Here is a 23,921-nt window from a genome sequence, read left to right as displayed (position 1 = left end):
TTTGACAACACTCGCGGTGTTGCCGGTAATTCGACTCTGACCCTATTTATTGGGTGAGTAATTGCTCAGTAATTCGACTCTGACCCCCAGGCTTAGCCGGGCAGCGAGGTGTTGGGCAACGAGGCCGTGAAGGTGCTGCCCTTGCCTGGCGTCGAGCTGATCGACAGGCGGCCGCCGTGGCGCAGCAGGACGTGCTTGACGATCGCCAGGCCGAGACCCGTGCCCTGCGTCTCGCGCGAACGGCTCTTGTCGACGCGGTAGAAGCGCTCGGTCAGGCGCGGGATGTGGGTCGGCTCGATGCCGATGCCGCTGTCCGTCACCTGGAACCGCAGGTCGTTGGCGCCACGCGTCCAGCTCAGGCGGATCGTCCCGCCCTCCGGCGAGTAACGCACCGCGTTCGAGGCCAGGTTGGCGAAGGCGCTGCGCAACTCTTCCATGCTGCCCATCACGTCCGGACCATCGACCTCGACCTGGATGTCATGGCGGCCGCCCGACAGCGCGCGCGCTTCGGCCGCCACCGACTCCACCATCGCCTTCACGTCGACCCGCTCGCGCTTGAGCGGGAACTCGTCCGACTCCAGCCGCGACAGGGTCAGCATGTCCTGGATCAGGCGCTGCATGCGCTGGGCCTGCTCGGTCATCAGCCTCAGGTGGCTCGTGCGCGTGCTGACGTCCAGTCCCGGATCGGACATGGCGATCTCGAGGAAGCCGACGATCACCGTCAGCGGCGTGCGCAGCTCGTGCGAGGCGTTGGCGATGAAGTCGCGCCGCATCGCTTCGACGCGCTCGGTATCGGTGGCGTCGTGGGTCACCAGGATCTGGCGCCGGTTCTCGAACGGGATGATGGTGCATTCGAGCTTGCGGCCGCGGAACGACAGGGTCAGCGGCTGCTCGTAGCGCCCCAGGATGATGTAGTCGATGAAGTCGGGATGGCGCACCAGGTTGGTGACGCGCAGCCCCTTGTCGCGCTCCATCGTCAGCCCCAGGTGGCGCTCGGCCGCCGGGTTGCACCACTCGAGGAACAGGACGTCGTCCATGATGGCCACGCCTTCCGGCAGCAGGTGCATGGCCTGGCGGAACCGGGCCAGCCATTCGGTCAGCTCGGTCTGGTTGCGCTCGTCCTCGCGCCGCAGCCGGTACAGGCGGGCGAACACGTCGGTCCAGGCGCCCCACCCGTCCGGCAAGCGGGTGCTGTGCGGATGATGCAGCCACTCGCCCAGCTGGTGCAGGTAGGACAGCTGCACGAACAGCGCCGCCACCGTGCCGAGCAGCGCGAACGCCAGCCCTGCCACCACGCCGAACAGCCACCACACCACGCCGGCAGCCGCGAACACCAGGCCCAGGCGCAACACCGCCGGCACCCAGAACAACAGTTTGGGATTCATCGCGTCTTTTGAAAAGAACTGTTATTTTTCGGACAGCATGTAGCCGACGCTGCGCACCGTGCGGATCAGCCCATCGGCGCTCTTCAGCGCCTTGCGCAGCCGCAGCACGTGCACGTCCACCGTGCGCTCCTCGATCACCGCATGGTCGCCCCAGACCTTGTCGAGCAGCTGGGCGCGCGAGAACACGCGCTCGCGGTGCGCCATCAGGTACTTGAGCAGCTTGTACTCGGCGTTGCCGATCTCGATCTGCTGTCCTTCCACCGCGACAGTGCAGCTGTTCGGGTCGAGCGTGACCGTGCCCGCGCGCAGCGGCGCCTCGGCCAGGTGCGGGCTCTTGCGGCGCAGCAGCGCGCGCGAGCGGGCCAGCAGTTCGCGCGGCGAGAACGGCTTGGTGACGTAGTCGTCGGCGCCATTGTTCAGGCCGGCGATCTTGTCCTCTTCCATGCTCTTGGCGGTCAGCATGATGACCGGGATATCCTGGAAATCGCGGTCGGCGCGCAGGCGCGACAGCAGGCGCAGGCCGCTCTGGTCGGGCAGCATCCAGTCCAGCAGCACCAGGTCGGGCTTGCCCCGGCTGATGCTGTCCCAGGCCGCGCCCGCCGTTTCCGCACTGCGGATCTCCCAGCCCGCCTCGCGCAGCGAATACGTGACCAGCTCGACGATCGCCGGCTCGTCCTCGACGACAAGGACGGTAATGTTGTCCGCCATGCTCAGGTCGCCGCCTGGTCCGCCACCGCCTTCATGTGGCGGATGTCACGGCCTTCGGCCACGTAGATGACGTATTCGGCGATGTTCTTGGCGTGGTCGCCGATGCGCTCGATCGCCTTGGCGACCCACAGCGTGTCCAGCGCCGACGAGATCGTGCGCGGGTCTTCCATCATGAAGGTCACCATGGTGCGCATGATGGTGCGGAACTCGTGGTCGACCACTTCGTCGGCCGCGATCAGCTGCAGCGCCCGCTTGCCGTCGAGGCGCGCGAACGAGTCCAGCGCGTCGTGCAGCTGCTCGCAGGTGGCCTTGGCGATGGTGCGCACCATGTCGTAGTGGGCGAAGCCGATGGCGCCGCGCTCGTGCAGGCTCTTCGAGGTACGCGCGATCTTGGCGGCCTCGTCGCCGATGCGCTCGAGGTCGGTGATCACCTTGATGGTCGCCATCACGGTGCGCAAGTCGTTCGCGGTCGGCTGGCGGCGCACGATCAGGTGGCTGCACGCGTCGTCGAGCGAGACTTCCAGCTGGTTGACAGCCTGGTCCTCGGCGATCACGCGGTCGGCACGGTCGGCGTCGCCGACCCGGAAGCACTCGAGCGCCTCGTCGAACTGGGTTTCCACCATGCCGCCCATCAGCAAGACCTTGGAGCGGATCGCTTCCAGTTCCTGGTCGTACTGTTTGGATGAATGCTCGCCTGTCATACTGCTCTCCGTAAGTCGTAGGTATTCTTGTTTCGGGATCAGCCGAAACGGCCGGTGATGTAATCCTGGGTTTCCTTGCGCGCCGGCTTCATGAAGATCTGGTCGGTCTCGCCGAACTCGACGAGTTCCCCCAGGTACATGTATGCAGTGTAATCTGAACAGCGCGCCGCCTGCTGCATGTTGTGGGTCACGATGGTGATCGTGTAATCCTGCTTCAGCTCGCTGATCAGTTCCTCGATCTTGGCGGTCGAGATCGGGTCCAGCGCCGAGGTCGGTTCGTCGAGCAGCAGCACGTCCGGCTTGACGGCGACGCCGCGCGCGATGCACAGGCGCTGCTGCTGGCCGCCCGACAGCGACAGGCCGCTCTTGGCCAGCTTGTCCTTGGCTTCTTCCCACAGCGCCGCCTTCTTCAGCGCCCATTCGACGCGCTCGTCCATCTCGCCCTTCGACAGGTTCTCGTACAGGCGCACGCCGAAGGCGATGTTGTCGTAGATCGACATCGGGAACGGGGTCGGCTTCTGGAACACCATGCCGACCTTGGCGCGCAGCATGTTGACGTCGACACCAGGCTCCAGGATGTTACGGCCGCGGTACATGATCGACCCTTCGGCGCGCTGGCCCGGGTACAGGTCATACATGCGGTTCAGCGTGCGCAGCAGGGTCGACTTGCCGCAGCCCGACGGACCGATGAAGGCCGTCACCTGCTTGTCGTGGATATCCAGGCTGACGTTTTTCAGGCTCTGCGTTTTACCGTAAAAGAAGTTCAGGCCGGAGATCTCGATCGTCTTGCTCTTGGCGGCGGTCGGGGCCAGGTGTGGCATAGGTTGGGTCATCGCTTTTATCAGGATAAATTAACGCGGAGTCTTTTGGCTGAACACGGTCCGCGAGAGGATGTTCAGCAGCAGCACGGTAAAGGTCACCAGCAACGCGCCGCCCCAGGCCAGCGAACGCCAGTCGTCGTACGGGCTCATCGCGAACTGGTAGATCACGACCGGCAGGTTGGCCAGCGGCGCGTTCATGTCGGCGCTGAAGAACTGGTTGTTCAGCGCGGTGAACAGCAGCGGCGCGGTTTCGCCCGAAACGCGGGCCACGGCCAGCAGCACGCCGGTCACGACACCCGCCTTGACGGCGCGCAGGCGCACCAGCGTCGCCACCTTCCAGCGCGGCGCGCCGAGGGCGAAGGCCGCTTCGAGCAGGCTGTTGGGCACCAGGCGCAGCATGTTGTCGGTGGTGCGCACCACGACCGGCACCGCGATCAGCGACAGCGCGATCGAACCGGCATAGCCGGAGAAGTGCTGGACGTTGGCGACATAGATGGCGTACACGAACAGGCCGATCACGATCGACGGGGCCGACAGCATGATGTCGGTCACGAAGCGGGTGACCTGGGCGAACCGGTTGTTCTCGCCGTATTCGGCCAGGTAGATGCCGGCCAGGATGCCGACCGGGGTGCTGACCAGGGTCGACAGGCCGACCATCATCAGGCTGCCGACGATGGCGTTGCGCAGGCCGCCGCCCGGGCTGCCCGGCGCCGGGGTGTCGGCGCTGAACAGGGCGCCCGACAGCGCGCCCAGGCCGTTGATCAGCAGGGTGGCCAGGATCCACAGCAGGAAGCCCAGGCCGATGCCCATGGCGATCACGGACAGGACGATGCCGATGCGGTGCGCCAGCAGGCGCTTGCGGTAGACCGGATTCTTGACGATGGTGTTCATGTTATTTGGTGCCTTCCTTGCGGGTCATACCGAGCAGCATCAGCTTGGCGGCCGACAGCACGATGAAGGTGATCGCGAACAGGATCAGGGCCAGCGCGAACAGCGAGGACACGTGCAGCGGGCTGGCGGCCTCGGCGAATTCATTGGCCAGGGTCGAGGAGATCGAGTTACCGGCCGAGAACAGCGACCACGACAGGTCGTGGGCATTCCCGATCACGAAGGTCACGGCCATGGTCTCGCCCAGCGCGCGGCCCAGTCCCAGCATGACGCCGCCGACCACGCCGTTGCGGGTGTACGGCAGCACCACCTTGCCCACCACTTCCCACTTGGTGCAGCCCAGGCCGTACGCCGATTCCTTGAGGACGGTCGGAACGATCTCGAACACGTCGCGCATCACCGATGCGATGAAGGGGATGATCATCACGGCCAGGATCAGGCCGGCGGTCAGGATGCCGATGCCCATGGTCGGGCCCTGGAACAGCTGGCCGATCACCGGCAGCTGGCCCAGCGTGCTCTTCAGCAGCGGCTGGACATGGTCGGCGAACAGCGGCGCGAACACGAACAGGCCCCACATGCCGTAGATGATCGACGGCACGCCGGCCAGCAGTTCGACCGCGGTGCCCAGCGGGCGGCGCAGCCAGACCGGGCAGATCTCGGTGAGGAACAGGGCGATGCCGAAGCTGATCGGGAACGCGACCGCGAGCGCGATCAGCGAGGTGGCGAGCGTGCCCCAGATCGCGATCATGGCGCCGAACTGGTCACCGACCGGATCCCATTCGACGCGCGAGACGAAGCGGGCGCCGAATTCCTGGAAGGCCGGCGCCGCGCCGATGACCAGCGAGATGATGATTCCGACCAGCACCAGCAGCACCGAGGCCGCGAACAGCAGCGTAATTTTATGGAAGAAGAAGTCCTGGAGCCGCTGGACACGCATGGTGTTGCGCAGGGCGGCCGACTCGAAGACTTCGGCCTCGCGGGCAGCGGCCTGTTCGGGCAGCTCGTGCATGGCGACAGGTGGATGAACGCTCATATATTTTTGTCAATTTCGCTGGCGAACGAGCGGGCCGGCATGACCGGCCCGCTCGGATGGCAGGTGGATGGGGATTACCAGAGCGCCTTGCCGCTCGCGTCTTTCATGTGGGCGCGCCATGCATCCTGCACCAGCTTGGTGACCGCGTCGGGCATCGGCACGTAGTCCAGTTCGGTCGCGGCGGCATCGCCGTTCTTGTACGCCCAGTCGAAGAATTTCAGGACTTCCTTGCCCTTCGCGGCGTCGGCCTGGGACTTGTGCACCAGGATGTAGGAGGCGCCGGTGACCGGCCAGCTGGCCTTGCCCGGCTGGTCGGTCAGCACCACGGCGAAGCCCGGGGTGCCCGACCAGTTGGCGCCGGCGGCGGCGGCCTTGAAGGCCTCGTCGTCCGGCTGCAGGAAGGCCCCGTCCTTGTTCTGCAGCTGGGTGTGCGCCATCCTGTTCTTCTTGGCATAGGCCCACTCGACGTAGCCGATGCCGCCCTTGATGCGCTGCACGTTGGCGGCCACGCCCTCGTTGCCCTTGCCGCCCACGCCCACCGCCCACTTCACGGTGGTGCCGGCGCCGACCTTGGTCTTCCATTCCGGGCTGGTCTTGGACAGGAAATCGGTCCACAGGAAGGAGGTGCCCGAGCTGTCGGCGCGGCGCACGACGGTGATGTCGGCGGCCGGCAGCTTCACGCCCGGGTTCAGGGCGGCGATCTGCGGCGCATTCCACTTGGTGATCTTGCCGAGGTAGATGTCGGCGATGACGGCGCCGGTCAGCTTCATCTGGCCCGGAGCGATGCCGTCCAGGTTCACGACCGGCACCACGCCGCCCATGATGGCCGGGAACTGGAACAGCCCGGCCGCATCCAGCTCGCTGGCCGGCAGCGGCATGTCGGAGGCGCCAAAGTCGACGGTCCTGGCCTTGATCTGCTTGATGCCCGCACCCGAGCCGACCGACTGGTAGTTCAGCCCATTGCCGGTGGCGCCCTTGTACATTTCAGCCCACTTGGCGTAGATCGGGTATGGGAAGGTCGCGCCGGCGCCGGTGATGTTGGCGGCGTGGGCGCCGGCGGCCAGCGCGGAGGCGGCAACGGCGATGGAAACGAACAGGTGCTTCATGCGCATATCAGATCCTCATGGAGTGAAAGCTGGGGACTATCCCCCGGTGACGATGCTGCGCAGTCTACTGATCGAATATGACAGGTTCATGACATATTTCGGCAATGTGACATGAAGATGACATCGTGGCAAGCGCACACGTGCCCGGGTGCGGGCAGACTTTCCAAGAGAAAAATGACACAAGTGAGAAGTTGTCTACACAGCAATTCACCTTGTAAATAGAGCGTATTCTGCTAACCTAAAAGTGGGTACCTTAACCTTACATGGAGGGAATGCTGAAAGGCGTTTGCGGTTATGTTCAACATGATGGTATTCGGGATCCTCACCGGCTTGGCGGGTCTCGTGGCCTTCGAAATCTTCCAGGAGATCCGCGGAGGCTCAGAACATTTGCACGATCACTATCACGAATAGTGCTAACCCGGCTTTACCGGGTAATAACGACAAAACGGCGGCCCTCGCGGGAATCGCCGTTTTTCGTATGCGCAGCCGGTGTGCGCTCAGCGCAGGTAACGCGCCAGCGCCGTCACGGCGGACAGCTCGAGATGGAGGAACTGGAATCCGATCTTGAACTCGCCATTGCTGAAGATGCAATACAGCGCCTTGGCGCGCGCACTGATGGTCGTGAACTTCCCGTCGACCATGAGGTCGAAAGTGACCTGCCCCGCCTGCCCGACAATCAGCGGCGCCGGAACGCTGATGCTGACGCCATTGGCGCCCACATCCGTCGTCTTGCCAAGGATGGGCGCTTCACCCTCCATGGCCAGCATTGCCCTGGTCCGCAACACCTTGCGGACCGACTTCCTTTGTTCTGCCAACACGCTATACCAACATGAAAATGGACCAGGCCCTATTATAGGATGTTGGCCCTCACCATGCTGTCAGTCAAGTTCCCGCAACTTCGTGAAGGCTTCGTCGATGCGCTCGACCGCGACGATGGTCATGCCTTCGATCTTTTGCTTGGGAACATTGGCCTTCGGGATCACGGCGATCGAGAAGCCCAGCTTGGCCGCCTCGCGCAGGCGCTCCTGGCCGCGCGGCGCCGGGCGGATCTCGCCGGCCAGGCCGACTTCGCCGAACACCACCAGACCGCGCGGCAGCGGCTTGTTGCGCATCGATGAGTTAATCGCCAGCAGCACGGCCAGGTCGGCGGCCGGTTCGGTGATCTTGACCCCGCCCACCGCATTGATGAACACGTCCTGGTCGAAGGCGGCGATGCCGGCGTGCCGGTGCAGCACCGCCAGCAGCATCGCCAGGCGGTTCTGCTCCAGGCCGACCGAGAGGCGGCGCGCGTTCGGCAGGTGGCTGGCGTCGACCAGCGCCTGGATCTCGACCAGCAGCGGGCGCGTGCCCTCCTGGGTCACCATCACGCAGGACCCCGGCACCTGGCTGTCGTGCTGGGACAGGAACAGCGCCGACGGGTTCGACACCCCCTTCAGGCCCTTTTCGGTCATCGCGAACACGCCCAGCTCGTTGACGGCGCCGAAGCGGTTCTTGATCGCCCGCACCAGGCGGAAGCTGGACTGGGTGTCGCCCTCGAAGTACAGCACGGTGTCGACGATGTGCTCGAGCACGCGCGGGCCGGCCAGGGCGCCCTCTTTCGTGACGTGGCCGACCAGGATGATGGTGATGCCGGTCTGCTTGGCCACCCGGGTCAGCTGGGCCGCGCACTCGCGCACCTGGGCCACCGAACCGGGCGCCGAGGTCAGTGCGTCGGAATACAGGGTCTGGATCGAGTCGATCACGGCGACCTCGGGCTTCAGGTCGGCCAGGGTGCCGAGGATCTTCTCAAGCTGGATCTCGGCCTGCAGCTTCAGCTCCTTCGCCTCGACCGCCAGGCGGCGCGCGCGCAGCGCGATCTGGGCGCCGGATTCCTCGCCGCTCACATATAAAGTGTTGCGGGTCGCCGCCAGGTTGGCCAGCGCCTGCAGCAGCAGGGTCGACTTGCCGATGCCCGGATCGCCGCCGATCAGCACCACGCCGCCCGCCACCAGGCCGCCGCCCAGCACGCGGTCGAATTCCTCGATCCCGGTGCCGAAGCGCGGCACGTCGATCGCCTCGATATCCGCGAGCGAGAGCACCGGCGCGGTCTGCGCCAGGCTCCTGTGCTGGGTCTGGGACATCCGGTTCACGCCGGGCGCCTCAACCACCGTCTCGACCATCGTGTTCCAGGCCTTGCAATCGGCGCACTGGCCGGTCCAGCGGGTGGCGATCGCGCCGCACTCGCTGCAGGTGAAATTCGTCTTCGACTTAGCCATTCGTTCCCAGCCTTCCTTCGCACACGCGCACCCGCTGCGCCAGTGCGCACATCAGTTCATAGCCGATGGTGCCGGCGGCCTGCGCCACCTCGTCGATCGGCAGGCCATCGCCCCACAGGGTGACCTTGCTGCCCACGCGGGCGTTCGGAATGGCCGTGAGGTCGACCGTCATCATGTCCATCGAGACCCGGCCGACCAGGGCGGTGCGCACGCCGTCGACGATCACCGGGGTGCCGTGCGGCGCATGGCGCGGATAGCCGTCGGCATAGCCGCAGGCCACCACCCCGACCTTCATCGGCGCCGAGGCCTCGAAGCGGCTGCCGTAGCCGACCGTGTCGCCCTCCAGGATCTCCTGGATGCCGATGACCTCGGAACGCAGGGTCATGGTCGGGCGCAGGCCGTACTCCAACGCGGTGCGTCCGCCCGGGGTGCCGCCGTACAGCATGATGCCGGGGCGTACCCAGTCGTTCGACAGCTCGCCGACGAGTTCGGCCTGGTGCAGCACGCCGCCGGAATTCGACAGGCTGCGCTCGCCCGCCAGCCCGTCCGCTCCCTGGCGGAAGCGCCGCACCTGCTCCGCGATCGCCAGGCGCGGGTGCTCCAGCTCGTCCGCGTTGGCGAAGTGGGTCATGTGGGTGATGTTGCGGATGCCCGGGATGGCGCGCAGGCGCTTGTAGGCGGCCGCATACTCGTCCGGCTGGAAGCCGAGCCGGTTCATCCCGGTGTTCATCTTCAGGTGCACGTCGATCGGGCGGTACAGCTGGGTATATTCGAGCATCCTGATCTGCTCGATGCAGTGCACCGTGCTATTGATATTATGCTCGGCCAGCAGCGGCACGTCGGAAACGTCGAAAATGCCTTCCAGCAACAGAATCGGCTTGATCCAGCCCATCTGGCGCAGGCGCAGCGCGTTGTCGGTCTCGATCAGGGCCAGGCCATCGGCCGTGGCGAAGCCGCGCAGCGCGTGTTCCAGGCCGTGCCCGTAGGCATTGGCCTTGACCACCGCCCAGATCTTCGAGTGCGGGGCGCAGGTGCGCGCGCGGTCCAGGTTGTGCTGCATCGAATCGATGTGGATGGTGGCGCAAAGCGGGCGTGGCATGGTCGAAAAATCGGCTTTCTGCGAAAGGGTCCATTTTACCGGAGAGCAGGCTCGGGCGCTTTTTGTTTCTTTGGCGCAGAGGGCTTTCATGGTATAAAGCAACTCGGACCAGCTCTTACTCTTTTCGAATGAACCGTGGTTTTTATACCATCATGGCGGCGCAGTTCTTCTCGTCGCTGGCAGATAATGCGCTTTTGTTTGTCGCGATCGATCTGCTGACGTCGATGAACGCCCCGGCTTCGCTCACCCCGCTGCTGAAGCTGTCATTCGTGCTGTTCTATGTCCTGCTGGCCGCCTTCGTGGGCGCCTTCGCCGATTCGCTGCCCAAGGGCCGCGTCATGTTCATCGCGAACATGATCAAGGTATTCGGCTGCGCGCTGATGTTCTTCACCGTGCATCCCCTGCTCTCCTATGCGGTGGTCGGCTTCGGCGCCGCCGTGTATTCCCCTGCCAAGTACGGCATCCTGACCGAACTGCTGCCGCCCGAGAAGCTGGTGCCGGCCAACGGCTGGATCGAAGGCCTGACCGTGATGTCGATCATCCTCGGCACGGTTGCCGGCGGCACCCTGGTCAGCGAGCGCGGCAGCACCTTCCTGCTCGGCTTCGACCTGCTGCCGGGCATCGACACCGGCATCGACACCAGCAGCGAAGCCGCGATGGCCGCCGTGGTCGCCGTGTATATCCTGGCAGCCCTGTTCAACCTGCGTATTCCGGATACCGGGGCGCGCTACGAGCACCAGGAGCGCAATCCGGCCAAGCTGATCGCCGATTTCGCCAATTGCTCGGCCACCCTGTGGCGCGACAAGCTGGGCCAGATCTCGCTGGCCGTGACCACCCTGTTCTGGGGCGCCGGCGCGACCCTGCAGTTCATCGTCCTGAAGTGGGCCGAGCGCTCGCTGCACATGCCGCTCGACAAAGCCACCAACCTGATCGGCGTGGTCGCCATCGGCGTGGCGCTGGGCGCGGTCATGGCGGCGCGCATGATCCCGCTGCGCAAGTCGCTGACCGTGATCCCGCTCGGCATCATCATGGGCCTGGTCGTCACCGGCATGGTGTTCGTGAAGTCGGTGAACCTGGCCTACCCGCTGCTGGCCCTGATCGGCTTCCTGTCGGGCTTCTTCGTGGTGCCGATGAACGCGCTGCTGCAGCACCGCGGCCACGTCCTGATGAGCGCGGGCCACTCGATCGCGGTCCAGAACTTCAACGAGAACCTGTCGATCCTGACCATGCTCGCCGTGTACGCGATCATGATCACGATGAACCTCGACCTCGACATCATCATCGTCATCTTCGGCCTGTCCGTGGCCGGCATCATGTTCCTGATCCAGCGCCAGCACGCGGCCAACCAGCGCGAGCACGATTCGCTGGGGCTGATCGGCGAGCACAAGCACTGAGCGGCGCGCCGGCCGCCTCGCCCGGGCTGGGGCGCGCATTGTCCGCCAGTGCTATGATGCAAGTTGGATCATGCACTCCCGGATGAGAAACAGTGAAGCATCGATTATTCCTCTTCGACCTGGACGACACCCTGCTCGACTTCAAGGCTTCCGAAAGGCGCTCTTTCGCAAGGACGATGCAGGAACTGGGTCTTCGCGACGGCATGGACGGGCTGTTCGTGCAGTACCAGGCGATCAACCTGGAACTCTGGAGGCGCTTCGAGACGGGAGCCGTTTCCAAGGACTTCCTGAAGGTGGAGCGGTTCCGCAAGACCTTCGTGGAAAACGGCATCGACCTCGATCCGCAGGCCGCCAGCGACCTGTATCTCGAGTCCCTGGCGGAGACCGTCGTCCTTATCGATGGCGCCGAGCGCCTCTGCGAGACCCTGGCTGAAATCGGCGAGGTCGGCATCATCACGAACGGCGTCGAGCATATCCAGAACCGGCGCATCGCCAGCTCGGGGCTGCGCGACCACCTTTCCTTCGTATCGACCTCGGAGGCCTGCGGCTTCGCCAAGCCGGACAGCCGGTTCTTCGACTACACCGCCAGGATGGCGCGCTCCTTCGCCAAGGGCGAGACCATCATCGTCGGAGACCGGCTGGATGCGGACATCCTCGGCGCGAACCGGTTCGGCATCGAAAGCTGCTGGTTCAATCCCGAGCGCCTGGCCAATGAATCACAGGCGATTCCCACCTGCGAAGTCGGCAGCCTGCACGACATCCTTCCATCGCTGAGAGCCCTGGCGCTGGCCTGAGCGGCGGCCAGGCATGCGCCAGCCCTTCACTTCGGCGTCCGGAACGAATACCACGGAAACGCCTGCCTCAGCGGAATCACATTCCCGGCGCCGGCGATGTCATACCCCGGCAGGTCCCTGATCAGGCCCTGCCACTCGCTGCGCCTGAGCAGCTCGCGCAGCTTGCTGATCGGCGGCTGGTCGACCGCCTCTTTCAGGCAGACGAAGTAATACTGCTCGCGCATGATCGGGATGAACTCGAGCCCGAATTCGGCGGCCGCCGCGCGAATCCCGAATCCGACGTCGGCCAGTCCCGAGGCGACGGCGGCCGCCACCGCGAGGTGGGTCGGTTCCGCGGTCTCGAAGCCGTTGACGCTGGAAGGCGCGATCGATGCTTCCGCGAGCAGCTGCTCGATCTCGAGCCGGGTTCCCGAATTGACCTGGCGGTTGACGAAGCGGACATCGGCGCGCTTCAGGTCCTGCACGCTCTCGATCCGCCTGGGGTTGCCGGGGGCGAGCATCAGGCCCTGCTGCCTGCCCACGAAATTGATCAGCTTGTGCCGGCCGGGCTTGAGCATCGCCTTGAAGGCCTTCTGGGTCAGGCTGCCCGGCGCACGGTCCTCGCTCACATGAAATCCTGCCAGTAGGCATTGGCCCCGGGACAGGGCCTCGATGCACTCCAGGCTGCCCCGGAACTGCAGGTCGAGGTACAGCCTGGCGTCCCTGGCCATGAATTCCTTCAGGCGCGGCAGGGCCATGTCGTGGCTGGCGCACATCGGAATGACATGCGCATGCGGATCGAAGGCCAGCGCGAACTCGCGCTCCATCTCGGCGATGAGATTGTCCATCTGCGGCAGCACGCGCATCTTCGCCCGCCGTTCCGCGAACAGCAGCTTCTCCCCGAACGGCGACAGGCGCGCACGCTTGCCCCTCTCCCAGAGGATCAGTTCCGACTCCAGTGTCGCTTCCCACTTCTTCAATTCTCCCCACACATGGCGGTAGGACAGCTTCAGCTGGGCCGCCGCCTGGGCCACCGATCCGCATGCATGGATGGCGGCAAGGATGTCAAACAGCGGGTTGTCGAGCTGCGTCCTGAGGCCCGCCGAACGGGTGAAGGTATAGGAGAGATTGACATGCAACATATGCAATTGTGTTCATATTGAAAGTTTTTCGGAACGGCCTACCATAACACATCGACAAGAGCTCATCGGTCCAGGAAATATTGCAGAAGTCCGGATGTCATCGAAAGGAATACCTCACATGCTGAACCTGAAGAAGAACCTCGCCCTGCTGGGCTTCCTCCTGGCCGCCACCGCTCCCGCGCTCGCCCAGCAAGTCATCAAGCTCTCGACCACCACGAGCACCGAAAACTCGGGCCTGCTGCAATACCTGCTGCCGAAGTTCGAAGCCAAAACCAATTCCAAAGTCAACGTGATTTCGGTCGGCACCGGCAAGGCGCTGGAACTGGCCAGGAATGGCGACGTCGATGTCACCCTGGTCCATGCGCGCCCGTCGGAAGACAAGTTCGTCGCCGAGGGCCATGGCGTCAACCGCCGCGATGTCATGTACAACGACTTCATCATCGTCGGCCCCGACAGCGATCCGGCCGGCATCAAGGGCAGCAAGGATGTGCTCGCCGCGATGAAGAAAATCGCCGACAGCAAGGCGCGTTTCATTTCGCGCGGCGACAACTCCGGGACCGACCAGATGGAGAAAGCCTACTGGAAGCAGGCCGGCACCCAGCCGCAGGGGACCGCCTATGTGTCGGCGGGCCTGGGCATGGGCGAAGTGCTGAACATGGCGGCCGAAATGAAGGCCTATACCCTGACCGACCGCGCCACCTACATCGCCTACAAGGCCAGGACCGGCCTGCAGGTCGCGGTCGAGGGCGACCCGAAGATGTTCAACCCGTACGGCATCATCGCGGTCAACCCGCAGAAGCACAAGGAGGCCAACTACAAGGGCGCGATGCAGCTGACCGAATGGATGACCTCGGATGAAGGCCAGAAGCTGATCGCCGCGTTCAAGGTCGAGGGCCAGCAGGTCTTCTTCCCGTCGGCGAAGGCAGGCAAGTAGTCATGCCGGCCCCAACCACCGGTTCCTGGCGCGTTCGGCGCATCTGGCGGCATCCGGCCTGGCTGCCGCTGCCCCTGGCGGCCGGCGTCGCCGCCCAGGAAACCGCGACCCTGGACGTCAAGCTGGGTGCGGCCGCCGCCAAACGGTTTGGGGCGGCCGAGCTCGCCGCACTCCCGCAGACCGAGATCGTCGAGGCGCGCACGGTCGGCGCCGCGGGTGCGGCCGAGACCGCCGAGGTCCGCTGGCGCGGCGTCCTGCTGCGCGACATCCTGGGCGCCGCCGGGATGCAGGAACTGGACCGCCGCGCGCTGCGGCGTTCCGCGGTCGTGGCAAGGGCGAAGGATGGCTATATGGTGCTATTCTCCTGGGGCGAACTGTTCAATGCGCGGCTGGGCGAGAATGTCCTGGTCGTGACCTCGGTGAACGGCAAGCTCCTCCCCGCCTCCGAAGGACCGTACGCGCTGCGCTCGCTATCGGATACGAAGTCGGGCCCCCGGCACGTGAAGTGGCTCCAGCATCTCGAAGTCCTCACGATTCCCCAATGAGTCAGCCTGCCTTCAAGGACCCCATGGCGCAAGAAGAGGCATTGCTCGTCGTGAACCGGCTGCGGAAAGCCTTCGGCCAGCGGCTCATGTTCGATATCGAGGACTGGTGCATCGAGGCCGGCCGCGCCTATGTGCTGACCGGCGCCAACGGCGTCGGCAAGACCACGCTGCTGCGGATCCTGGCCGGGCTCGAGTCCGCCGACGTCAGCGACATCACGTTCCTCGGACGCCCTGCCCGGCTGCATCCCTACCCGCCCGAGCTGCGCCAGGCCGTCGTCTACGTGCACCAGCATCCGGTCATGTTCTCCACCTCCGTCGAGAAGAACATTGCATACGGCCTGGAGGCGCGCGGGCTCCCGAAGCAGGAGATCGCCGGGCGGGTCGGCGCGGCGCTGGAATGGGCCGGCGTCACCCACCTGACGGACGCCAGGCCCCAGAACCTGTCCGGCGGCGAAAAGCAGCGGGTCGCCCTGGCGCGCGCCAAGGTGCTCGAACCGACACTGCTGCTGCTCGACGAGCCGACGGCCAACCTGGATGGCGCGTCGCGGGAGCAGGTCATCGCCCTGATCCCGGAACTGGTCGAGGCCGGGACCAGCGTGATCATGGCCTGCCACGACCGCGACCTGATCGCGCTTCCCGGCACGCTGCGCCTGAAACTGCAGGACGGCCAGCTGCACCTGCGGGCAGGCAGGCGAGCGCCTCCCACGGCGAGCCTGCTCCTGGGCGGAGACCGCCGGACCTGAAAGGCCATCGTCCCGGCGCGGGCTTCAGAGCATCACTTCATCCCTGACCATGACGACGCTTTCGGTCGTGACATCGGCGCTAATGGTGCCCCGGTAGCCTTTCTCGAAATAGCCGCCGACCGTGAGCCGGGCGTGGCCCGACTGGCTCAGTTCGATATTCGATTCCGAGGTCGGACTGACCCGGACCGACTTGCTGGCGCCGGGAGCGAGGTCCCCGATCGGATACGATCGTCCCGTCACATGGACGACCACCGAGCGCATCGGTTCGGTGCCGACATTGCGGGCGACGAAGGTCACGCCGTCTTCGGCGACGTACATGGCGCCAACCCCCAGCGAAAGTGCGGCGGTCACGGCCAGCAGGACTTTTTTCATTCGACCAGCCTCGTCACGGATCACGAAGCGCTATTCAACCATGAATTCATGACGAATTGTTGACGAGCTGGTCCCGGCAAGGCCAGGCCGGGAGCCGGGGCGATGCGCAGGACTAGGACCCCGCCGCGCCGTCGCCGGACAGGGCCCCGAGGACGCTGGCAACGATGCGGTCGCAACGTTCGCCGTCGAAGGAAAACGCATCCGCCATCGCCACATCGATTTCCCGCGACAGGGCTTCGCGCAACATGGCGCGGCCGCGGAAATGGCGGGTGCGGACCGTGGCCTCCGGGATGCCGAGCACGCCGGCGACCTCCTCGATGCCCATTTCCTCGAGCTCGCGGAGGACGAAGACCGTGCGGAAGGCTTCGGGAAGCTCGTCGATCTTCCTTTCCAGGAGACGCCTGGTTTCGCTGCGTATCGCTGCCACGTCGGGTTCCTCCTCGGGCGGGCCGGCCAGGGCGCGATCGTCCGGCCGTCCGGACTCCCAGTCGAACTGGAGCTCCACGATCTCGGCCCTGCGCGCGCTCTTGCGCCGCCGCCCGAAACAGACATTCAGCACGATGCGCGTCAGCCAGGTCGACAGGCTGGCGTCGGCCCGGAATGCGGGCAAGGCCCGATAGGCGAGCAGGTAGGCATCCTGTACGGCATCCTCGGCTTCGGCGTCATCCTTGAGCACGCTGCGCGCGGTGCGGAACAGCACGCGGTTGAAGCGCCGCATCAGCGCTTCGAAGGCGCCGGGTTCGGCGCGCAGGATGCGGGCGACCAGCTGCATGTCGCCGGACAGGGGAAGGGTCTGGTCGGAAGCTGGAGTCGGCATGTCGTTCCCTGTTGGTCGTACCCATTGGATGCGGCGGAACCCGGCGCTGTTCCAGGCCGGTCTCAACTTGTTTCATCGGCCGGGGCCATTGCGCGCGGCCATTGCGGCCACTCGGCAATCAAGGCCTCCGCCGCCCTGCTGTCGAGCGGCCTGGCGAAATAATACCCCTGCCCGTACGCGACCTTCAGCTCGCGCAGCTGCGCCATCTGGCGCTCGGTCTCGACGCCTTCCGCGATGGTGTCCAGGGCGAGCGTGTGGGCCAGGGTCACGATGGTCTGGACGATGCCCATGTCTTCGCGGCTAGTGTCCATCTTCCTGACGAAGGAGGCATCGATCTTGAGGGTGTCGAGCGGGAAGCGGCGCAGGTAGGCCAGCGAGGAATAGCCGGTGCCGAAATCGTCGATCAGGATCTTGATGCCCTTGTCGCGCAGCTTGAACAGCGCCGCGGCGGCTTCCTCGGCGTGTTCCATGATCAAGGTTTCCGTGACTTCGAGCTTCAGGCTTGCGGCGTCCAGGCCGGTCTCCGACAGCACCTGCTCGATTTCCTGCACCAGCCGGGGTTGCATGAACTGGCGGCCCGCCAGGTTGACGCTGACCTGCAGGAACGGATGTTGCGGGAACATGCATTTCCAGACGTGCATCTGGCGGCAGGCTTCGGCCAGCACCAGGTGGCCGATGGGCACGATCAACCCGGTCTCCTCGGTCAAGGGAATGAATTCGGCCGGCGGCACCAGGGTACCGTCGGTGCGCCGCAGGCGTACCAGCGCCTCGAAGCCGGCCAGCTGGCCGGTCGCCAGGGTCACGATCGGCTGGTAGAACACTTCGAAGCTGTCGCCCTTGATCACGGCCTGGCGCAGCATGGTTTCCATGTCGAACAGGGCGAGCGCGCGGTCGCGCAGGCGCGGATCGAAGACCTCGATCGAGGCCCCGCCGCGTGCGACCGCGCGGTGGTTGGCCGTTTCCGCGTCGCGCAGCATGTCCTGCGCGTCCCCGTAGGGCGCGGTGCACGGCACGATCCCGATGCTGGCCGTGGTGTACACCTCGTGGTCCTCGAGCCTGAAGCCGCTGTCCATGTCGGCCTGCAGGCGCTCGGCAAAGCGCTGCGCCTCGCCCGCATCGCCCGGCCCCTTGAGCAGGATCGCGAATTCCTCGCCGCCTATCCGCGCCGCCGCATCCCCCGGCCGCAGGCTGTCGTTGAGGCGCTTCGCCACGTTCACGAGCAGGCGGTCGCCCACCGCGCCGCCCAGGCTGTCGGTGATGACGCGGAACCGGTCCAGCGACAGCAACAGCAGCGCAAAGCCGCCACAGCCATCCTTCACTTCCATCTCCTGCAGCACTTCGTCCAGGTAATCGCACATCCAGGCCCGGTTCGGCATGCCGGTCAGGCTGTCGCGCAGGGGTTCCTTCTCGATCACGGAGGCGATCATCGCGCGCGCCGAGGCGGCCCCGAGGACGCCGGCCAGCTGCGACTCGGCAACGGTGACCAGCCCGGCATCGACCTTCTCCGGCCACTCCCCTCCGCGCTGCCGGGCGTAGTCGGTGAGCATCGCCGCCGCGCGGTGCTGGCCGAGGAAACGCGACAGCATGGCCTCCAGGTCGGACAGCGAGCCCTTGGCGCGCCAACCCTGTTCCGGCGCATCGAGGTTGTGCTGCCTGAAGACGTCGACGAACAGCGCAGCCTGGACTTTCTCGATCGCGGTCTGGCCAGTCAGCACCGAGACCCCGATGAAGGCGCCGGCATTCACCAGCATGCTCCACAGCATGCCGTGCGAGAGCTCGTCCAGCCCGCTCAGGCCGAACAGTTGCAGGGGCCGCAACAGTTCGATGCCGAACGGTCCCTGTTCCAGCAGGCCCATGGGCAGCCAGCCCGAGCGCGCGAAGGCCGGCAGCATCTGGGTGTAGACCCAGACCAGGAAACCGGCGCTGATCCCGGCCAGGGCGCCGGTGCGGGTCGCGCCCTTCCAGTAGATGCCGCCCAGCACGGCCGGCGCGAACTGGCTCACGGCCACCAGCGAAATCAGTCCGATCGACAGCAGCGCATAGGACGACCAGGCCAGCCGGAAGAATGCGTAGGCCATCAGGAGGCCGGCCACGATGAGCACGCGCCGGATCCCCAGCAGCAGCCGCGACAGGTCGGCGCGCTCGGCCAGCTTCAGGCGCTGGATGCGCAGCAGGACCGGCATCACGATGTCGTTGCACACCATGGTCGAGAGCGCGATGCTCTCGACCACCACCATGCCGGTCCCGGCCGAGACCCCGCCGAGGAAGACCAGCAGCGCCAGCGCCGTCTGTCCCTGCGCCAGCGGCAGGGTGAGCACGAAGGTGTCCGGATTGACCGGCTGCCCGGCGAAGTGCAGCAGGCCGCCGAGCGCGATCGGCAGCATGAAGATCGTGAACAGCAGCAGGTAGAGCGGAAACAGCCAGACCGCCTTGTTCAGGTGGGACTCGTCGACGTTTTCCACCACCGCCACCTGGAACAGCCTCGGCAGAAAGAAACTGCCCACCGCCACGATGAAGGCCAGGGAAAACAGCCCGGACCAGGCCCGGACCAGGCTGGTGCCGTCGCCGCCGATCGTGAATGCCGCCTTGGCCTTCGGCAAGGCCTCGGCCCTGGCGAAGATGTCGCCGAAGCCGTCGTACATCCCGAAGGTGACGAACATGCCGACGGCCAGGAAGGCGGCCAGCTTGACCAGCGCTTCGAACGCGACCGCCGCGACCATGCCTTCGTGGCGCTCCGAGGCGTCGAGCTGGCGGGTGCCGTACACGATGGTGAAGGCGGCCAGGATCAGCGCCATGTAGAAGGCGCTGTCGGACCAGACCGGCGCCGGCCCCGCCCGCAGGACCGCCTGGATATCCGGATAGCTGAGCAGGATGTTGTAGCTGGTCGACATCGCCTTGAGCTGGAGCGAGATGAAGCCCATCATGCCGATCACCGCGATGGCGGCCACCAGGCCGGCCAGCAGGCCGCTCTTGCCGTAGCGCGAAGAAATGAAGTCGGCCAGCGAGGTGATGTGGTTGTCCTTGGCGATGCGGATGATCTTGCGCAGCACCAGCCACCACAGCGCCGCCATGATGCTCGGCCCCAGGTAGACCGGCAGGAAGCCGATGCCGCTGTCGGCGGCCCGGCCGACGCTGCCGTAGAAGGAGCCGGCGCTCAGGTACACCGTCAGCGACAGCGAATAGACATAGGGATTGGCGATGATGCTGCGCCCGCTGGCCCCGGCCTTGTCGCCATAGTAGGCGAGCCCGAACAGCAGCAGGAGGTAGCCGAACGCGACCAGCGAGAGCAGCGTGCCGGAGATCATGGGTCACCCAGTGCGGCGTTTCCCGCGCGCCGGCGCTAGCGCTTGTCCACCACGCGCGCCAGCAGCACGATGAACAGCGCCCAGGCGCCGAACACATAGGCGTACAGGACCGGGATCCCGAACACCGTGCCGGTGCGGTTGAACAGTGCGAGCACCGGATAGTTGAAAAGCACGTTACCAAGAAGGAATAAAGCGATGAGGCGCTCTCCCTTCACGTTGAGCTTGTTCATGCTGCTCCTCCATTCCCAAAGCGCGGCCGGGCGGTAGCGGTTCCTGTCAGGGCAGGATGACGATCGTAGCCACTCTTATATCATCCCGCCGGCGGCATATCACACCGGGGTCAGCCGGCCTCTCCCAAACAGGAGAGCCGGGTAGCTTCAGACGGACTTCACCATCCGCACTGCGGCGGCGCGCTCGCGCCAGTCGTTGGGCACGATGAAGCCGCGCTCGACCTCCTCGATCCAGCCGCCCTGCCGGCGCACCATCGACACCAGCACCGGCGTGGCCGAGTTCTCGAAGTGGAAACCGAGCTCGGCGGCCAGCTCGGCGCGGCTCAGCATCCAGGTGGCCGAGGCGGCGCGGAACGGCGCCAGCCATTGCAGGCGCGGCAGGATCAGGAATTCCTCGCCCCCCAGGGAGTCGACCTCGTCGAGCGCGCACCAGAAGCCGCGGCAATGGCCGGCCGTGATGCCCTGCATCGCCGGCCAGCTGCCGGACGGATAGAACAGCCAGCCCTTCACCAGCGCGCGCGCCCGGACCACCGGGCGCGGCAGCACGTCCCGGGCCGCCGGATGCTGGCCCAGGCTGAGCTGGCGCTCGAACACCTTGCGCATCTTGAGCCCCAGGCTGTCGGCCAGGTTGGGACCGACCAGGGCGTCGAAGCGCTGGCCGCCCTCGCCGTCGAGCAGGTAGAACTTGGTCGCGAACTCGATGTGCTCGAGCGCATCCGGGCCGGCGTCGAGCAGGAAGTCGAATTCGCCGACGGTGTCGTTGCGGCTGGCCCGCACCTGCAGGCCATGCGCCACCAGCCGGCCCTGCTGCTCGAAATAGAAGGCCATCAGCTTTTCGGCGTACAGCCCGAGCCGGGTGTAGACGCGCGGGCCGAGGGCGGCGTCGAGGGCCGCGGGATCGTGGTCGGTGCGCGCCAGCCAGTCGGCTACCTCGGGCGTGACGGGACCGAGCGCGGCCACCCGCCCGGCCCACTGCGGATCGTGGATGTCGAGCAGGTCGGGGGCGTCCAGCAGCCAGGCCAGGGCGCGGACCCGGGCGCGCCGCAGGTGGCCCCAGCGGCGGTGGAAGGATTCCTGGTAGCTCTCAGCGGGACCGGCCATCGGCCGCCCTCGCCCGGCACAGGTCCTGCCATGCGAGCGCCTTGTCGGCGCCGCGCCGCAGCAGTTCGCCCGGATGCAGGGTCGCCACCAGCGGCGTCTCGCCCAGCTGGTGCACCGCGCCGCGGCTGCCGGCCAGCGGTTCCTGCAGCGGACGGCCCAGCAGGCCGTTGGCGGCCACCTGGCCCACGGTCAGCACGGCCGATGCGCCGCACAGGGCCAGTTCGCGCTCCAGGAAGGGGCGGCAGGCCGCGACCTCGTCGTCGGTGGGCGCGCGTTCGCCGCCCTTGGCGTTGACCGGACGGCACTTTACCAGCGGCGTCACGTAGGCGTCGCGCTCGCGGCTCAGGCCGACCGCGTGCAGCATGTTGTCGAGCAGCTTGCCGGCGTCGCCGGTCAGCGGCTGCCCGGCCTTTTCGTCGGCGGCGCTGGCGGTGCCCGCCACGACCAGCCAGCGCGCCTGGCGCGGACCGGCGCCGTAGACCGGCTTGCGTCCTTCGCCGCAGCCGCAGTCGCGGCAGTTGGCGATCGCCAGCCGCAGGCCGGCCCAGTCCAGGCGCCCGATGTCGGACTGCGCCTCGTCGGGCAGCGTGGTGTCGTCCCAGGCCGCGTCCCCGGCGGCGGCGGGCGCGGGTGCGCGCGGCGGCGCCGCGGCCGGCGGCGCGGGCGTGGGCGGAACCTGCGCGGCCGGGGCGGATGGCGCAGGCGCTGCCGGTGCAGGCGCGGCGGGCGCCGGTGCGGCCACCGCCGGCGCCTCGGCCGCCTGCAGCTCGGCGCTCACTTCTTCCGCTTCCAGCGCCGTGGGGACGTCGCGCAGCTGCCAGAGCGGGCCGATGCCCATCTCGGCCAGGAACACGGCGTCGCGTTCGCTCGTTTTCTTCATAGGTCCAGCCTCATCACGATGGCATCCTCGCGCCGGCCGGGACCGGCCGGGTAATAAGCCTTGCGCCGGCCGATCTCGGCATAGCCATAACGGCGGTAGACCTCGAGCGCGCGTTCGTTCGACGGCCGCACCTCGAGCAGGATCGAGGCCATGCCGTGGCTCCGGGCGCGCGCCGCGATCCGGTCCAGCAGGTGGCGTCCCAGGCCCTGGCGCTGGCGCCCGCCCGCCACCGCGACGTCCAGCAGGTGGGCTTCGTCGACCGCGTACATCAGCAGGTAGTAGCCGACCAGGCTGCCCGCCGGGTCGCGCACCGACCAGGCGTCGTAGCCGCTGTCCAGCGATTCCACGAAATTGGCGCGGCTCCAGGGATAGGGAAAGACGCTCTGCTCGAGCGCCAGCACCTCGTCCACGTCGGCCGCGGTCATCGGCGCGTAGCGCAGCAGTGCGTCGTGCGGCATGCCCGTCATGCCTCGGCCTTGGCGGCGTTGATCGCCTGGCGCTCGGCGCTGGTATAGGCCACCTTGTTGCGCAAATAGAGCGGCTGGGCCTGCGCGGCCGGCACGCCCTGCCCGGCCGCCAGCGCTTTGATGCCCAGCAGCGCCAGCTCGCGCGCATGCGGCACGATGTCGGCCAGGGCCGCGGCGGCGAAGGGCTGGGCGGCGAAGGCTTCCGGATAGGCCGAGAAGCCATTGCCGCAGGCCTGCAGCCCCTCGGCGGGGAGCGGCGCCACGTCGCCCGGGGCGCACAGCGCGGGTGGGGCGACTTCGCACCAGCCATTGTCATAACGATACTGGGCCCAATACACCTCGCCCATGCGCGCGTCGAGCACGGCCAGGACCTCGGTGGCATTGGTGCGGGCGCGGCAGGCCTCGGCCATCGCTTCGAGGGTCACCAGCGGCAGCACCGGCAGGCTGGCGCCATAGGCCATGCCCTGGGCCACGCCGCAGGCGGTACGCACGCCGGTGAAGGAGCCGGGACCGGCGCCGAAGGCGATCGCGTCGCATTGCGCCAGCGCGATGCCGGCCTCGCGCAGCAGTTCCTGCACCATCGGCAGGATCGATTGCGAATGGGTGCGCACGCCCGAGGAGGAGCGCACAAGGACGTCGTCGCCGGCCAGCAGCGCGCACGACGCCAGTTCGGACGAGGTTTCAATAGCAAGGATGTTAGGCATGTCCATATTTTACCCGCTCGGCCGGACGGCAACCATGCCAGCCCGATTGTGCAACACGCGGTAGAATTCCGCTCATGCGTAGCCTGACTCTCGATTCCACCACCCGCGATGCCGTCGTCGCCGCCGTCAACGGCGACGCCTGGACCGTCGCCTGCCTGTGCGCCGCCTGGTGCGGCACCTGCTCATCCTACCGCGCCACCTTCGAACAGCTGGCCGTGCGCCATCCGGACAAGCACTTCGTCTGGATCGACATCGAAGACCAGGCCGACCTGGTCGGCGACATCGATGTCGACAACTTCCCTACCCTGCTGCTGCAGCGCGGCGACACGGTGGCGTTTTTCGGCACCATGGTGCCGGATGGCGGCGTGGCCGACCGGCTGGTGCAGGCGCAGGCCGAACTGAGTCCGGAGGAACTGGCGCGCCTGGCGCAGTCGAGCGACGAGCGGCGCGGATGGCAGCGCGACTGCAACCTGCGCACGCTGCTGGGGTCAGATACGTAAGGTGGGCAGCAAAGCTGC

General features: G+C 66.5%; 25 protein-coding genes. 6 read left to right on the top strand and 19 right to left on the bottom strand.

The features are described 5' to 3' along the window. Positions 1–92 precede the first annotated feature (92 nt). The 10 genes from phoR to alr all read right to left on the bottom strand — a co-directional run bounded on the left by phoR (position 93) and on the right by alr (position 9,996). Positions 93–1,385, bottom strand: a complete 1,293-nt coding sequence (gene phoR, locus H162_RS0115075) for a phosphate regulon sensor histidine kinase PhoR (protein ID WP_020654311.1) — start codon at positions 1,383–1,385, stop codon at positions 93–95. A gap of 21 nt (positions 1,386–1,406) precedes the next feature. After that, a complete protein-coding gene (locus H162_RS0115070; protein ID WP_020654310.1) occupies positions 1,407–2,093 on the bottom strand; it encodes a response regulator in 687 nt (228 codons plus the stop codon). Positions 2,094–2,095: 2 nt separating this feature from the next. Then, a complete protein-coding gene (gene phoU, locus H162_RS0115065; protein ID WP_020654309.1) occupies positions 2,096–2,794 on the bottom strand; it encodes a phosphate signaling complex protein PhoU in 699 nt (232 codons plus the stop codon). A 38-nt stretch (positions 2,795–2,832) separates the two neighbouring features. Further along, positions 2,833–3,627: a phosphate ABC transporter ATP-binding protein PstB gene (gene pstB / locus H162_RS0115060; RefSeq protein WP_040787498.1), complete on the bottom strand. Its 795-nt coding sequence runs from the start codon at positions 3,625–3,627 to the stop codon at positions 2,833–2,835. Between the two features lie 18 nt (positions 3,628–3,645). Then, positions 3,646–4,506 (bottom strand): phosphate ABC transporter permease PstA, encoded by an 861-nt coding sequence (gene pstA / locus H162_RS30980; protein WP_020654307.1) that lies wholly within the window; start codon positions 4,504–4,506, stop codon positions 3,646–3,648. A gap of 1 nt (position 4,507) precedes the next feature. Then, complete coding sequence (gene pstC / locus H162_RS0115050; protein ID WP_020654306.1) at positions 4,508–5,512, bottom strand: phosphate ABC transporter permease subunit PstC; 1,005 nt, start codon at positions 5,510–5,512, stop codon at positions 4,508–4,510. Between the two features lie 98 nt (positions 5,513–5,610). Continuing rightward, the gene (gene pstS, locus H162_RS0115045; RefSeq protein ID WP_020654305.1) at positions 5,611–6,648 is read right to left on the bottom strand and encodes a phosphate ABC transporter substrate-binding protein PstS; all 1,038 of its coding nucleotides are present in this window, start codon (positions 6,646–6,648) and stop codon (positions 5,611–5,613) included. A 491-nt stretch (positions 6,649–7,139) separates the two neighbouring features. Beyond that, the gene (locus H162_RS0115035; RefSeq protein WP_156885627.1) at positions 7,140–7,460 is read right to left on the bottom strand and encodes a PilZ domain-containing protein; all 321 of its coding nucleotides are present in this window, start codon (positions 7,458–7,460) and stop codon (positions 7,140–7,142) included. 60 nt (positions 7,461–7,520) lie between these two features. Then, entirely contained in the window at positions 7,521–8,897 is a 1,377-nt protein-coding gene (radA, locus tag H162_RS0115030; RefSeq protein ID WP_020654302.1) for a DNA repair protein RadA, read from the bottom strand. After that, on the bottom strand, positions 8,890–9,996 hold the full coding sequence (gene alr, locus H162_RS0115025; RefSeq protein WP_020654301.1) for an alanine racemase: 1,107 nt from the start codon (positions 9,994–9,996) through the stop codon (positions 8,890–8,892). Before alr ends, radA begins: the two co-directional genes overlap by 8 nt. 128 nt (positions 9,997–10,124) lie before the next feature. Here alr and lplT point away from each other — a divergent pair, with 128 nt between their 5' ends. Together lplT and H162_RS0115015 are read left to right on the top strand one after the other, a co-directional pair. Next, complete coding sequence (lplT, locus tag H162_RS0115020) at positions 10,125–11,390, top strand: lysophospholipid transporter LplT (protein WP_026354667.1); 1,266 nt, start codon at positions 10,125–10,127, stop codon at positions 11,388–11,390. A 92-nt stretch (positions 11,391–11,482) separates the two neighbouring features. Further along, on the top strand, positions 11,483–12,184 hold the full coding sequence (locus H162_RS0115015; RefSeq protein ID WP_020654299.1) for a YjjG family noncanonical pyrimidine nucleotidase: 702 nt from the start codon (positions 11,483–11,485) through the stop codon (positions 12,182–12,184). Between the two features lie 26 nt (positions 12,185–12,210). On the opposite strand, the gene H162_RS0115010 is transcribed toward H162_RS0115015, so the two are convergent. Then, entirely contained in the window at positions 12,211–13,305 is a 1,095-nt protein-coding gene (locus H162_RS0115010; protein ID WP_020654298.1) for a substrate-binding domain-containing protein, read from the bottom strand. 118 nt (positions 13,306–13,423) lie between these two features. Here H162_RS0115010 and H162_RS0115005 point away from each other — a divergent pair, with 118 nt between their 5' ends. From H162_RS0115005 to H162_RS0114995, 3 genes are read left to right on the top strand one after another with little or no spacing between them, the layout of a single operon-like run. Then, positions 13,424–14,239 (top strand): ABC transporter substrate-binding protein, encoded by an 816-nt coding sequence (locus H162_RS0115005; protein WP_020654297.1) that lies wholly within the window; start codon positions 13,424–13,426, stop codon positions 14,237–14,239. A gap of 2 nt (positions 14,240–14,241) precedes the next feature. After that, on the top strand, positions 14,242–14,784 hold the full coding sequence (locus tag H162_RS32705; protein WP_020654296.1) for a molybdopterin-dependent oxidoreductase: 543 nt from the start codon (positions 14,242–14,244) through the stop codon (positions 14,782–14,784). Further along, a complete protein-coding gene (locus tag H162_RS0114995; protein ID WP_229452087.1) occupies positions 14,781–15,527 on the top strand; it encodes an energy-coupling factor ABC transporter ATP-binding protein in 747 nt (248 codons plus the stop codon). The genes H162_RS32705 and H162_RS0114995 overlap by 4 nt, the downstream gene beginning before the upstream one ends. Positions 15,528–15,551: 24 nt before the next feature. Here the strand turns inward: H162_RS0114995 and H162_RS0114990 are convergent, their stop codons facing one another. From H162_RS0114990 to tsaB, 8 genes are all read right to left on the bottom strand, one after another. Continuing rightward, positions 15,552–15,899, bottom strand: a complete 348-nt coding sequence (locus tag H162_RS0114990) for a hypothetical protein (protein ID WP_020654294.1) — start codon at positions 15,897–15,899, stop codon at positions 15,552–15,554. Between the two features lie 112 nt (positions 15,900–16,011). Beyond that, the gene (locus H162_RS0114985) at positions 16,012–16,716 is read right to left on the bottom strand and encodes an RNA polymerase sigma factor (protein WP_026354666.1); all 705 of its coding nucleotides are present in this window, start codon (positions 16,714–16,716) and stop codon (positions 16,012–16,014) included. Positions 16,717–16,778: 62 nt separating this feature from the next. After that, positions 16,779–20,021, bottom strand: coding sequence for an EAL domain-containing protein (locus H162_RS32700; RefSeq protein ID WP_051109937.1), 3,243 nt, complete (start codon positions 20,019–20,021; stop codon positions 16,779–16,781). Between the two features lie 35 nt (positions 20,022–20,056). Beyond that, positions 20,057–20,251: a hypothetical protein gene (locus H162_RS0114975; RefSeq protein WP_020654292.1), complete on the bottom strand. Its 195-nt coding sequence runs from the start codon at positions 20,249–20,251 to the stop codon at positions 20,057–20,059. Between the two features lie 147 nt (positions 20,252–20,398). Further along, positions 20,399–21,352, bottom strand: coding sequence for a DUF1853 family protein (locus tag H162_RS0114970; RefSeq protein ID WP_020654291.1), 954 nt, complete (start codon positions 21,350–21,352; stop codon positions 20,399–20,401). Beyond that, positions 21,336–22,232, bottom strand: coding sequence for a uracil-DNA glycosylase (locus H162_RS0114965; protein ID WP_020654290.1), 897 nt, complete (start codon positions 22,230–22,232; stop codon positions 21,336–21,338). The genes H162_RS0114970 and H162_RS0114965 overlap by 17 nt, the downstream gene beginning before the upstream one ends. Then, a complete protein-coding gene (gene rimI / locus H162_RS0114960; RefSeq protein WP_020654289.1) occupies positions 22,229–22,699 on the bottom strand; it encodes a ribosomal protein S18-alanine N-acetyltransferase in 471 nt (156 codons plus the stop codon). The genes H162_RS0114965 and rimI overlap by 4 nt, the downstream gene beginning before the upstream one ends. Then, entirely contained in the window at positions 22,696–23,403 is a 708-nt protein-coding gene (tsaB, locus tag H162_RS0114955) for a tRNA (adenosine(37)-N6)-threonylcarbamoyltransferase complex dimerization subunit type 1 TsaB (protein ID WP_026354665.1), read from the bottom strand. The genes rimI and tsaB overlap by 4 nt, the downstream gene beginning before the upstream one ends. Before the next feature lie 74 nt (positions 23,404–23,477). On the opposite strand from tsaB, the gene H162_RS0114950 reads away from it, so the two are divergent. Then, positions 23,478–23,903: a thioredoxin family protein gene (locus H162_RS0114950; protein WP_020654287.1), complete on the top strand. Its 426-nt coding sequence runs from the start codon at positions 23,478–23,480 to the stop codon at positions 23,901–23,903. The last annotated feature ends 18 nt before the right edge of the window (positions 23,904–23,921 follow it).

This window comes from Massilia niastensis DSM 21313, from assembly GCF_000382345.1.
GTDB lineage: Bacteria > Pseudomonadota > Gammaproteobacteria > Burkholderiales > Burkholderiaceae_D > Telluria > Telluria niastensis.
This window is presented reverse-complemented; position numbering and strand designations above follow the sequence as displayed.